At 60.3% G+C, this 12166-nt stretch carries 10 protein-coding genes; 4 read left to right on the forward strand and 6 right to left on the reverse strand.

Going from position 1 to position 12166, the window contains the following annotated elements; translation table 11 throughout:
- Window positions 1-57: 57 nt before the first annotated feature.
- The gene (locus IH944_11655) at window positions 58-1209 is read left to right on the forward strand and encodes a hypothetical protein (protein MCH7905201.1); all 1152 of its coding nucleotides are present in this window, start codon (window positions 58-60) and stop codon (window positions 1207-1209) included.
- Here IH944_11655 and IH944_11660 read toward each other — a convergent pair.
- Both IH944_11660 and IH944_11665 read right to left on the reverse strand, forming a co-directional pair.
- The gene (locus IH944_11660) at window positions 1206-4094 is read right to left on the reverse strand and encodes a glycosyl hydrolase (GenBank protein ID MCH7905202.1); all 2889 of its coding nucleotides are present in this window, start codon (window positions 4092-4094) and stop codon (window positions 1206-1208) included. The genes IH944_11655 and IH944_11660 overlap by 4 nt on opposite strands.
- 24 nt (window positions 4095-4118) lie before the next feature.
- Window positions 4119-5123, reverse strand: coding sequence for an acetoin utilization protein AcuC (locus tag IH944_11665; protein ID MCH7905203.1), 1005 nt, complete (start codon window positions 5121-5123; stop codon window positions 4119-4121).
- 138 nt (window positions 5124-5261) lie between these two features.
- Between IH944_11665 and IH944_11670 the strand changes: the two genes are divergently transcribed.
- From IH944_11670 to IH944_11680, 3 genes are read left to right on the forward strand one after another with little or no spacing between them, the layout of a single operon-like run.
- Window positions 5262-6146 carry a UbiA family prenyltransferase gene (locus IH944_11670; protein ID MCH7905204.1) on the forward strand — a complete coding sequence of 295 codons (885 nt, stop codon included), beginning with the start codon at window positions 5262-5264 and terminating at the stop codon, window positions 6144-6146.
- A 3-nt stretch (window positions 6147-6149) separates the two neighbouring features.
- The gene (locus IH944_11675) at window positions 6150-6410 is read left to right on the forward strand and encodes a hypothetical protein (GenBank protein ID MCH7905205.1); all 261 of its coding nucleotides are present in this window, start codon (window positions 6150-6152) and stop codon (window positions 6408-6410) included.
- Window positions 6407-7921, forward strand: a complete 1515-nt coding sequence (locus IH944_11680; GenBank protein MCH7905206.1) for an amidohydrolase — start codon at window positions 6407-6409, stop codon at window positions 7919-7921. The genes IH944_11675 and IH944_11680 overlap by 4 nt, the downstream gene beginning before the upstream one ends.
- Window positions 7922-8055: 134 nt before the next feature.
- On the opposite strand, the gene IH944_11685 is transcribed toward IH944_11680, so the two are convergent.
- From IH944_11685 to IH944_11700, 4 genes are read right to left on the reverse strand one after another with little or no spacing between them, the layout of a single operon-like run.
- Window positions 8056-8694, reverse strand: coding sequence for a hypothetical protein (locus tag IH944_11685; GenBank protein ID MCH7905207.1), 639 nt, complete (start codon window positions 8692-8694; stop codon window positions 8056-8058).
- Between the two features lie 13 nt (window positions 8695-8707).
- Window positions 8708-10318: a hypothetical protein gene (locus IH944_11690; GenBank protein MCH7905208.1), complete on the reverse strand. Its 1611-nt coding sequence runs from the start codon at window positions 10316-10318 to the stop codon at window positions 8708-8710.
- Window position 10319: 1 nt separating this feature from the next.
- Entirely contained in the window at window positions 10320-11573 is a 1254-nt protein-coding gene (locus IH944_11695; protein MCH7905209.1) for a tetratricopeptide repeat protein, read from the reverse strand.
- A 60-nt stretch (window positions 11574-11633) separates the two neighbouring features.
- Window positions 11634-12113, reverse strand: a complete 480-nt coding sequence (locus IH944_11700; protein MCH7905210.1) for a hypothetical protein — start codon at window positions 12111-12113, stop codon at window positions 11634-11636.
- Window positions 12114-12166 lie beyond the last annotated feature (53 nt).

Raw genomic sequence — 12166 nt, forward strand, 5'->3', positions numbered from 1 at the left:
CCGAATTCTGGCCGATGCTGGCGTTGGGCCGCCCAACACTAGCGTACAATACACTGTATGTCCTGGGTTCGGCGAGCCGCCTTGATCTTCCTGGCGACCGTAGCTGCGGCTAGCGGCCTGGCTCAGAGCCACGCCCAAGAGTTTTGGCACTCCTCGCTGTCGAGCCTTGCTTTTCAGGAACAGACCGCCCTGCTGATCGACCTCGATTACTGGAATCCGCCTCCGGTATTCCAGTACCGGACGAGGCAGGGAGTCGCGGGCTTGAGCTTGTTTGGGCATTTCATCGGCAGATCGTACGTCCAGGTCGGCGGCGTGTCGGTTCTTCGGCGACAGATGTCGGTAGACGACCTCCGTTCGCGAACGCCGTCGGATCAGATTCTTGACTGGCTAAGGGTGCAGAGCATGTCGACGTTGAAGCGGCTGGTCGATGGCACCTTCGATGCATCGACTTTGACCGCCGAAGAGCTGCGGATGTTTCGATATGCGTCGGTGTCAGTCGGCGGTGAACTGGGGTACGTGATGTCAACCAAGTTCGCGGACGAGCTGGCTGTTCGACTCGTGTTCGTCCCGCAAGTCGAACAGATCGACGCCGAACCAATGCGGCTGTTGCGTCGCGAACCAACCCTGGAGTTTCAGAAGCTATCGGTTGCCGGACCAGTCGCATTTCCTGCGATGCCAGATGAGGGCATCGATTTTGGTCGGGGGGCCGTTATGACCCTAATGGCGCTGGCAGAGCGGCTTGGAGGCGACGTGCGGTTCGATCCTCGACTCGCGGGGAGCGTTTACTTTGTCGCCGGCCGAGCATCAAGGGAGGATTGGCTTGCGGCGGTCAACTCTGCCACGCAGACTCTGGAAACGCGCCCAGCGATCGCCCAAGAGCCGCGAACGAGCGATGTTTTGACCGTGATCGAGCGCGCCTACGTCGGTCGAGCCGACACCGTCAGCGTCCTAGGCTCTGCATCGGTCGCTGACTGCCTCGCGAGGAAGCAAGTTCAGTTGGGCGAGCTGTTCGACGAGCGATTCAAGGCGTCAACCGAGGTGTTCCTAGACGAATACGGATTGACTTTGGAGTCCAAGGTCACGCTTTCGCCAGGGTTGATGCTGGTCATCGGAACCCCCGGATTCTCACCCGTTGACACAGGCCAGCGCGACGCCGCCGGTTACCCGATCATCTTCAACACGCTGCACCGAGTGCGGATCTGGTTCTAGTCGCGGATCTCCCATTCGATCGTCTTTTGGGTATCGCCCACCGTGATCTCGATCGTGTATTCCCCAGGCGGCAAGTAGCTTGGCCGCGAGTATGGATCAGCGAGCGCTTCTTGCAGCGTCTTCGGCTTCTCAATCTTCTTCGGGTCGGCTGACTCGCGCGCTTTCACCTGTAAGCCGAAAGTGAAGAAGTTGAACCCCGGTGTAACGACCAAAGCTTGCTCAACGACCGCCTTGCCGTCGCTGTCGAGCACTCGCAACGATCCATCGCCGCTAACACGCGACCAGAACCTGCCGTCCACCTCCGGCTCGCGCGGTTCCGACTTGTCCCACGGCTGTTTGCGATCGAACCCCCACCGCTCGCTGAACCGAAGAGAGTCGACTTCCCAAATGTACAAGTCGCTGCCGAGGATCTCGTCGGTAAGATCTGCCACGGGCTCCACGTCTACGATCCATACCGACCGTGCGTGCGTCGCGATCACCATTTCGCGCTCGCGCTCTTGAATGACGAGGTCGTGAACCGGAACGTGGGGAAGTCCGCCGCCATAAACCTGCCAGCTTTCACCGGAGTCCATGCTGAAGAAAACGCCCATGTCGGTGCCGACGTAGAGCACGTTCTCCAGGTCGGGGTCTTCACGGATCGTGTTGACCGGCTCGAACGGGAGGTTGCTCGCGATGCTCTCCCAGGTCTTGCCGTAGTCGGTAGATTTCCACACATACGGCGACCACTCGTCTTGGCGGTAGCCGTTCTGCGTGCAGTAGACGGTTTCCTCGTCGTGCCGGCTTGCGATGATGCGCGTCACCCATCGGTCGGTAGCCGTCGTCGGGATCGCATCCCAAGTTACGCCGCCGTCTTTCGTTACATGGATCGAGCCGTCGTCTGCGCCGGCGTAGATCACACCGAATTTGAACGGGCTTTCATCGAGCGCCGTGAGCGTCGAAAACGGCACGTCTCCTCGCGGCAGCTCTTTGGTCAGATCGGGGCTGATCGCCTCCCACTTCCGGCCCTGATTGAACGAGCGGTGAACGAACTGCGAGCCGATGTAGATGATGTCCGAGTGGTGCTTGCTGATCACGATCGGAGAGATCCAGTTGAATCGCAGCCCCCGCCCCGAAGGCCGCGCCGACCAGCGTCGCCCTGCCGCTTGATCGATCGCGCTGTGCGAGCCGAACTGCGACGCGACGTAAACAACGTCGCCGTCGTTGCGCGGATCGACGGCGATCATGCTGCCGTCGCCGCCGGCGATCCCTGTCCACCTGGTGATCGGGTCGATCCCCTGCCGGTAGTTGCTCGGCCCTTTGATCGTGCCGTTGTCCTGTAGGCCGCCGTAGATGTTGTAAGGGCTCTTGTTGTCTACAGCGATCGTGGTGTACTGGCCGACGGGCACGTTGTTCAAGTGTCGCCATGTTTTGCCCGCGTCCATGCTGAGGTACGGCCCCCCGTCGTTGCCGTCGATCATGCGATTCGGATTCCGATCGTCGATCCAGTAAACGTGGCGATCAACGTGGTTGCGCGGCGCGATGGATTCCCAAGACCTTCCTCCGTCCTCCGACTTCAAGAGGCGCGTGCCGGTGATGTAAAGCTCGTCGGGGTTCTCTGGATGTACCGTCACGCGACCGCAGTAGTAGCCGAGCATCGACCCGACCGTCGGCGATACCAGCTCCCAAGTCCGTCCGCCATCGTCGCTGCGCCAAACTTGGCTGTTGGTTCTGCGCAAGGCGAACAGGTTTGGATTCTCCTTCAGCAGCAGCTCTCCGAGTTCAACCACGCCAAGGTCGCCGTCCTTGATCTGCTTGATCACATCGTCGACGTCCTCATCATCCGGCAGCTTGTTTCTCAGGAAGGTCTTCAACTCATCTTCGGGGACTTGCTTGAGCAGGCCGTCGCTCATTCTGCGAAGGCGCCACGCCGTCAGCTTTCCGTCCGGCACGCGCTCGTCCATCCACTCAGTGTCTTCGTACGCCGACTGGTTGTCGATGTAGACGTAAACGACGTTCGGATCGCTAGCGCTGAACGCCACGCCGGTGCGTCCCATGGCGTCTCCCGATGGGAGGCCTTTGACCACCGCCCACGTATCGCCGCCGTCTTCTGACAAGTAAAGGGCGCTACCGGGGCCGGACTCCAACATGTTCCAAGCACGTCGGTCGCGATGCCACGCCGCTGCAAATATGCGGTCGGGGTCGCTCGGATCGATCGCAAGATCGATGACGCCCGTCCATTCGTCGATTGCCAAGACGTGCTCCCAAGTTTCGCCGCCGTCCTTTGTTCGATAGACTCCACGGTCGTGGCCTTGGCTGTACAGCGCACCGTTGGCTGCGACGAAGACCGTGTTCGGATCGTTCGGGTGGATCGTGACCCTGCCGATGTTATGTGTCTCCTCCAATCCCATGTGCTGCCACGTCGCGCCACGGTCTACGGATTTGAAAACGCCGGTGCCGCTGTAGTGCGTGCGCGCGCTGTTGTTCTCGCCTGTCCCGACCCAGATCGTCCGCCCGTCATCCGAAACATCGGTGTCCCCGATGGCGAAACTGCTTTCGAAATCGAACAGCGACGTCCACGTGATGCCGTCGTCCTCCGTGCGCCAGAGCCCTCCGCTCGCGTAACTGATGTAAAGCGTTGTCGGTTCGCTCGCAGGACTGTCGACGTCGACGACCCGACCGCCCTGATGCTCCGATCCGACGCTCCGCCACATAATCTTCTGGAACGTTGAGCTGCGCTCCATCTCCATGCGCTTCTCAAACTCTCGAAGGCGAAGCTTCTGCGACATGCCGGTGACAGAAGGCGTGTGGTACTTCTCGATCTCCTCAGTTTTGGACATCGGGTAACTGACGGGAATGCGCTGTTGGACGGCGTTCAAGGCAGTAAGGAGGAGCAGGCCGCTAATCATTGCTTTTAGTATGCCTGATCGAACTCAAAGTTGCAGAAGCTCGGCGACAACTCGTTCTGCCGCTGCCTTTCCTCGACCGCGAGGGCTCGGCAAATGTCGGTCAAAAAAGTGCGGCATGCCCCAGTCCGGCGGGATCGCATCCGGGATTTCGTCCGAGAACTCGATCCCGGCGAGCGTCATGACCGCCGCTGCCCACATCCGCGGTACGCAGGACTGCTCGTAGCCGCCCCCGCCGACGGCTACAGTCGGCAGGCCGAGGTCTTTTACTTGCTGCACGGCTGCCAGCCACTCCTGCGCCGAGACCTCGAGGTTGCCGAGCGGATCGAGAAAGTGCGCGTCGGTGCCCATTTGCAAAACGATCGCCTGCGGCTCAAACGCTTTCACGCGCGCGATCACTCCGTTTTCAAACGCCCAGAGCCACACGTCTCCAGTCGTCCCGGCTTCGAGCGGAACGTTCACCGCCGAGCCCTCCGCTCCGTGCTCGTGTACGAAGCCTGTGCCGGGGAACAGGCTTACGCCCGATTCGTGGATCGAACACGTCAAGACCGACGGATCGTCATAAAAGACGCTTTGCACTCCGTCTCCGTGGTGCAGGTCGATGTCGATGTACGCAACGCGCTCAAACGAGTCGCGAAGTATCGAGCAAGCGATCGCTGGGTCGTTGAAGACACAGAAGCCGCTCGCCGCCGATCTGTGCGCGTGGTGCAGTCCGCCAGCGATCCCAAACGCGAGACGCGCACCGTCGCGAACGTCCGTTGCAGCGTTGACGGTTCCCGATACGTAAGCCCTCGAGGCGTTGTACATTCCGAGGAACGGCGGAGTGTCGGTGCTGTGAAACCCCCATTGGCCGAGGTTCCCGCGATCCAGGGCGTGTGTGTCTGCATCGAGCTGCCGCACAACGTCGACGTACTCGATGCTGTGCACCCGACAAATGTCCTCGCAGGTCGCCTGGCGGGGGAGCTGCGGCTCAAAGCCCGGCACGCACGCTCCCAGCACGGCCAGCGTTCGCTCCAGGCGCAACGGTCTCAACGGGTGGTCTGGGCCGAAGTCGTAGAGCAGCGAGTCCGGATCGAAATAGAATCTCGTGAGCGGGCCTGGGATGCGTTCATTCTAGCCGCAAACTTGCGGTCACGGGCTACTCGTGCACCGGGCAGTAAACTACGAACCATGGCCGCACCGGCGCGCGGGTTCAACTCGCTGCGCACGTATCTGGAGATGATCAAGATCGAGCACTCGGTCTTCGCCTTGCCGTTCGCCATGGTCGGCATGGTTTGGGGCTCGGTGGCAGACGGCGGTTCCGGCTGGCCCGGCTGGCGAGTGTTCGGGCTGATCGTTCTGTGCATGGTCAGCGCTAGGAGCGCGGCGATGGCGTTCAACAGAATCGCGGATCGCGAAATAGACGCTAAGAACGAGCGCACCAAGAGCAGGGCGATTCCGGCAGGGCTGCTCAGCCTGAGGCACGCGAACCTCTTCCTCTACGCAAGCTGCGCCATCTTCTTTACTGGCGCGGCGCTGCTCAATCCGCTGACGCTCGCCCTGAGCCCGATCGCGCTGTTCACGATCCTTTTTTATTCGCGGACGAAGCTCTTTACGCCGCTTTGCCACTTCGTCTTGGGAGCGTCGCTTGGCATCACGCCAGCTGCGGCGTGGGCAGCTGTGACAGGGCGACTGGATTGGCAGATTCTGCCGGTTTGCCTCGGCGTGATGTTCTGGACCGCCGGTTTTGACATCATTTACAGCTTGCAGGACGAGGAATTCGATAGAGAGCAGAGGCTGCGATCTTTGCCTGAGACCCTGGGCAAGAGCCGGGCGCTATCCATCAGCCGATTGTGTCACGTCCTCGCCGTCGTACTTCTTGGGTTGGGCGTTGCCATGATGGAGTCGGGTGCGCTGTCCTGGGTCGGCTTGGCGGTCGTGTGCGGGATTCTCATCTACGAGCAGAGCGTTGTGAAGCCGCACGACTTGAGCCGCGTCAACCTGGCGTTTATGACGCTGAACGGGTTTGTGTCGATCGGGTTCTTCCTCTTCGTCATGGTGGATTTATGGATGTGAGTTATGCCGAGTGAGTGGAGCGCGTATTTCCTTGGAGGGATCGTCATTTCGCTCATAATGACGGCGATCTGGTTGGCGCGTCTTAAGGCGAAGGGCAAGCGCGCAATAGTGATGGCCATGGCGTTTCTTGCATTCGCAGGGTTGCTGCAAGGGTTTCGGCTTGCGCTCTCTGGTACCGTCCTCTGGGTTCTGGGATCAGCGGTCGCGCTGTTGCTCGTGACAGACGTTGTATTGAGGTTAGCTGAGGAGCCGAGAAAAGAATGATCAAGAATTTCGTGAACGCCAAGACGTTAGAGGGCGAGCCTCTGTCATTTGCGGTTGAACGTGGGAGATTCGTCTCAATCGGAGACCGCCAACCCGGCCAAGATGCCATTGATCTGCAGGGGGGAACTGTGCTTCCAGGTTTCATCGACGCGCACTGCCACATCATGCCGACCGGTCTTGACGAATTGCGGTTGCACCTCGGCGATTGCATGTCGCCAGAAGAAACCCTCGGCGCGATCCGAGATCGGCTGCCGACCATCGAGCCCGGGCAGTGGCTGATGGCCGTCCACTACGACCAGAATCGGTTCGAATCAGGCGATCACATTCACCGCGACCAGCTCGACGAAATCTCTGCCAGCGTTCCGATCGTGCTGCGTCACGTCAACGGCCACGCGAGCGTTGTGAACTCCGCAGCGCTCCAGCACGCGAAAGTGGACGAGTCGGTCTCCGATCCGAAGGGCGGCACGTTCGTTCGAGACCAGGGCGGGCGACTGACCGGAGTGCTGCTAGAGCGAGCGCACGAGTACGTGAGCGATCGAGCCCCAGCGCCGAGCCAGGAGCAGATGGTTGAGGCGATTCTGCGCGCGGCCCGTTCGATGAGCAAGTTCGGGATCACTTGCGCATCGGACATGATGACCGGATACTGCAACCTTGAAAAGGAGCTGACTGCTTACCGTCTCGCTGCCGAAGCGGGTGCACCGATCCGTTTTCGGCTGTACGCGATGTGGTCCAACGTCTTCGGTCCAAGGCCGTTGGAGCGGGATCGCTTGAAAGAACTGATCGACGCCATGGATCCCGAGCGATGCAAGGTGGCCGGAGCAAAGATATTCGCCGACGGCGCAATCGCTTCCGCGACCGCCGCCATACACTGTGAGTTCGCCAAGGGCGGAAACGGCCAGCTGATCTACTCTCCAGATCGGCTGCAGGGGATGGTGTCCACCGCAGACGCGGAAGGCTGGGCCCTCTCCGTCCATTCGATCGGCGATCGAGCAACGGATCATGTGCTGGACGCTTTTGCCAAGACAACCGACCCGAGTCGGCACCGGATCGAGCACGCCATGATTCTAAGCGACGATCAGATCGGCCGGCTCGCGGACCTTCAGTGCCACACAGCGATGCAGCCGGAGTTTCTCATGCGGCTCGGGCACGCATATCGCCGGCAGTTGCCCAGCGATGTCGCAGCGCGTTTGAAAAGGCTTGCGTCTGCGCTGCAAGCTGGCGTTAGGCTCTCGCTGAACTCCGACCGGCCCGTAGTGCCCGGCAACCCGTGGGACGGCATCGCATCGGCCTCACAACGACCCGCGGGCTTCGCGCCAGAGGAGAACATTCCAGAGCGCGAGTCCATCCGGCTCTATACAGAGGGGGGAGCTGACGCCAATGACGATCGTGGTGTGATGGGCGAAATCGACGTAGGGTGTCTCGCAGACTTCCAGGTTTACAACGAGCTTCCGAGGGCCGCAGATCCAAAGTTGCCGGACTCCGTTTACCTAGGAGGGGATTCCGTTCGCTAGGACCCAATGGAACATAAAGCGCCTCAAAGACGTTTATATAAGTGACGCAAATCCTCCTCTCCCAACGAGGACAGAGACAAGCAACGCTTGACTCACTCTAGCGCCCCCGTCTTTTCCCAGCGGGGGCGCGAATATTATAGATCGAGTCCAGAAAGCGGCTCGTCAAACCGAAGGCGAGTGCGGTAACCCAGGTAAGCATTGCCGGACTCCTCCCTAGAATTAAGCGACCAACCGTAGGCCTCGCCGCCATCCGGCAATTCTAACTTCACGGTGGTTCCAGGCCGGATGTACTTATCCGTTGCCAGGCAAGCCCCTCCAGCCGAAAGGTCCAGCATGGACACTTCGTTGCCGTTGAGCAACGCCGTACGCCCGCCGAAGGATTCGTCGCGCGGCTCCGATCTGCGATCGACCCGACGCAGATGCTGCGGCAGTTCGAGCGTCAGCTCTTTGGTGGCCTCGTCGCAAGAAGAGACGACTGAACGAAAGGTCATGAGGTAGCCATCGCTTGGAGCCTGCACGAGCAGTCGGTCGCCGACCTCGATCCGCGTGAAGCGATCGGCCTGCAAGGGGGAGGAGAAAACCAGCCCAGAAGAGTGCTTTCGAACGAAATGACACCGGTACACACCGCCCGGACCGACCATGCGAACTCTTGAATTGGGCTCGATGTCTACGTCGTAACGCCGGGCGGCAAAGTGCGCCGTCACGAAGTACGCGATCATCGCAGAACCGCCGAAAAGAAGCAGCGGCACCAACAGCAGGTCAGGAACACTCATAGTTTGCACTCATTCAGAACAGATCTGACGAGTTGCCGTAGCGCAGTTCCTGCTCGTATATCTCCCGGACGGTCGGAAGGAGGCGCGCCGCCTCACCGAGGCTGAGCGACGACTCCATCGCGACGTCTTCGTCCAGCTGTTGCGCAAACGACAAAACGTCGTACGCACACTGTGCAATCAACTTGTGTGCCAAGTTCCTGGTCGCGTGCGACTTTGAGAACCGTTCTGGAACCGGTACTGTTTCTAGGAACGCGACCATCGCCGTTGCGACTGATTCGTTGCGCTGCGCTTTTTCGAGCGTGGCCGGACCGTTCGCAGTTCGAATCTCGAGCGGTAAGTCCCGAAGGCTTTGGACCAGCGAGTCGACAGCCGGGTTGAGCAGGGTGATCAAGTGCCGGTATGTCAGCTCGGAGTTCTCGATATCGAGTCCACGTATAATCGCTAGGTCAAGCTCGCACTGGTCGCCGTCCCCGTTCAGCGCGCAAACCAGCGCGCGACCAAGTCTGGCTTCGACCGAGTCTGCCCTTTCCAAGGATCGCGTATACGCGGCAACGGCCTCATCGAGCCTCCCCTCCAACAGCAGCAGGTCGCCGCTGATTCGATCAGACGTCTCCGAATCGATTCCGCGAGCCAGTGCCTCGTTCAAGGCGGTTCGCGCCTTTTCTGGCTCTAATGCGAGTATCCAGCCACGTGAGGCCAACAGCCACAGGTCCGCGGCGTCGGGCGCGAGCTGAGCCCCGCGGCCGGCTTCAGAGGCTGCTTGTCTAAAGTGTCCTGCGGCCAGAAGCCTGTTTGTGAGCAGGCGGCGCGCGCTCGCGCTGCTCGGGTCGGCGTCCACCGCTTCCCGAAGCACAAGTATCGCCTCCGGGTTCTTGCCGTCCTCGATGAGGGCTAACGCTTTTTGGATCGCGAATTGCACCTCGGGCGGGTCTGCAGAAAAATCGCCGACGTCATCCGAAAAAATCAGGCTGCCCCCGGGCTCCGGCGTGAATGATCGGTTGCGAGGCGGATGCTCTTTGAACGGTCCCTCCGACAACATTCTCGAGACCGTTCTAGCGAGCGTCATGGCCGTGCTTAGCGGGTCGATCTTGCCATTCACGGTAACGACGAACGTCGAGGCGTTTGCACCCTGCAACTCCAGGTACTGCTCCTTGATGCGCCGCGTCTCGGCTTCGTTGACCACGCCGTCTTCAAGGACGACGAGGCGTCCGCCTCCGCGTCGCTGCTCCTTCTGCAGGCTCCAAGCCGGACGGGTGGCGCGCCCGCGGTACAGATCGGCCGCTGGTGTGACCACGCCGTCGACGATGTATGCGTCGACGATCATCACGTACTGCACGCGCAGTTTGCGTCCGACGTCTCGGATGAGCTTCAGATCTGGAGCAGGAACAAATTCGCCGATCGTTCCGTCGCCGACGTACTCCCGGAACATCGGATCGTTCATCGACCAGACGATCGGTGCAACACGCCCGGTAACGTCGAGTTCCTCTGCTAGGTATTGCGCGAAGAACAGTTGCAGCTCGGGTTGATCGCGTGAAAGCGGTTGGACGATGAGAACGGCGGGAACGGCAAACGATGCGCACGATGCGAGAAGCAGGAGTACGGCCGTCAGAGCGCGCGGCGACATGTTACCGATCCCGGAGAATCTTGATGGCTTGCTGACAAGCCGCGATCGCCAACTTTGCACGCTGTGGGAGCGGAGTTACCCTCTCATAGGCGCTGATCGCGAGTTCGTACCTTCGGATGGCGTCGGCCCGGCGACCAAGCTTTTCGTAGCACTGTGCCAGGCGCTGATTCGTGCTGCCGGGGCTGGCACCGGCAGCGAGCGCCTTTTCATACGCGTCAGCCGCCTTTTCATAGTTCGCCAAAATGTACTGCTGACGTGCTACCCGCGTCAGCGTATCCGCCAGCGCGGCGGTGTCGTCGACGCTTTCACTGCCGTTCGACGTCGTCGTAGGTCCGCTGTTCTGCCCTTCGCTTGGCCTGATGTCGATGACGGAATTGCGGCCGCTGTTTGCTTGCCGGTCGTCTGAGCCAATCGGATCGGGTGGTGGATCAACGGTGTCGTTGTTGTCGTCCCTGACGGTCGGGACAGGCGTTCCTGGATTCACGGGGTAAGGCCCCGTGGGGGACAATCTTCTTGGGTCGACGATGCTTGGCGCGTTCGGATCGTACTGCTTGAGGATTCCTGGACTGTAGATATTGTTGGCACCTAGAAGCTCCGTGCCGATTTGCGCCGTTATGCTGTTGCCTGGCTGCGCAACTTCGCCGTTAGGCTGTCGATCCGATAGTGGCTGTGTGCCAACTGTCCCAGTCTGCGTGGGGACACGCGGAAGTATTCTAAACGGCGTCACTTCGACGCCCTCCTGACCATCGTCAAGAGCTTGGACATCGTCAGTGGGTCTCGTCGCCAAGACCAACGCTGTGCCGGACGAAATGAGAAGCATCGCCGCAGCGATGGCAGCGCCCAGAGCCTGGGATTTGCGTTTCGGCGCATGATCGACGGCTATCGCCTCGGAGCCGATCAACTGTTTCAATCGGGTAACGCGAATTTCGTCGAGCTTTGATTCTGGTCGAACGCTCAAGATCTGCTCGAAACGGGCAAGTGCGGCGTCGTAGTCTCCAAGCGCTTCGAGGCAGTCTCCGTGCAACGCGAGCGCGGGTACGGAGAGCGGGTCGTCGTCCAGCACCGCGACCGCCACGTTGGCAGCATCCGTGTATCGGGCTGCGGCGAACAGCCGTTTGCCATCAGCGATCATCTCGGCATTCTCTTCGTGCCGAACCTCGCCAGGTACGACGGCTAGGGCAGCACCGCACTCACGGCAGAACTTGCTGTCTGCCATGTTTGCCTTGCCACACTTGTCGCACGCTACCAAATTCAAAAGGCTTCCTCGCAACCTAGCACAGTGTACCAGCCACCAGCCTAATGGACGGGTCAGACTCTACCTAGAGTTCGCCAAGCTAGTACCGTTCGAGCGACATTTCTTCATCGGGCGGCGATCTCGGTTCCGGCCCCCCCTTCTCGTTTCATCTTCATACACGTCGGCCAGACCTCGAAACGGGTAGCTGGTCCAAGCCTCGACCAGCTTCTTTGCAGCCTGAAAGAAGATGTTCTGGGCGCCCTGCTTGCTATGTCCGCGCCTTCGGCCGATAGACTCAAACGTGTGACCCGCCAGCCTCAAACTCACAACTTCCAACTGATTGCCGGTGAGATTGGCGCGATCCAAGATCGCCTTCCACTCCTTCTCGACGAGGTAAGTCGGTCTTCGGGAGTGGAACCCCGGTGGCAACTTCGCCTCGTACTGCCTCGCCTTGGTGAGCTTGCGACGAAACGTATCGTCCCGGTAGTGCGGGCGCTGAGGGTCGCGGTCGACGGACGAAAGCAAGCGGTCTGCGTCGTACGATAGTTGGTCGATATACATTTACGCAGTAGGTCTAATACTAGTGTATATATGTATACTATTCACGATCTGCC

Source organism: Armatimonadota bacterium, from assembly GCA_022563855.1.
In the GTDB taxonomy this organism is placed as follows: Bacteria; Armatimonadota; Fimbriimonadia; order Fimbriimonadales; family Fimbriimonadaceae; genus JADFMN01.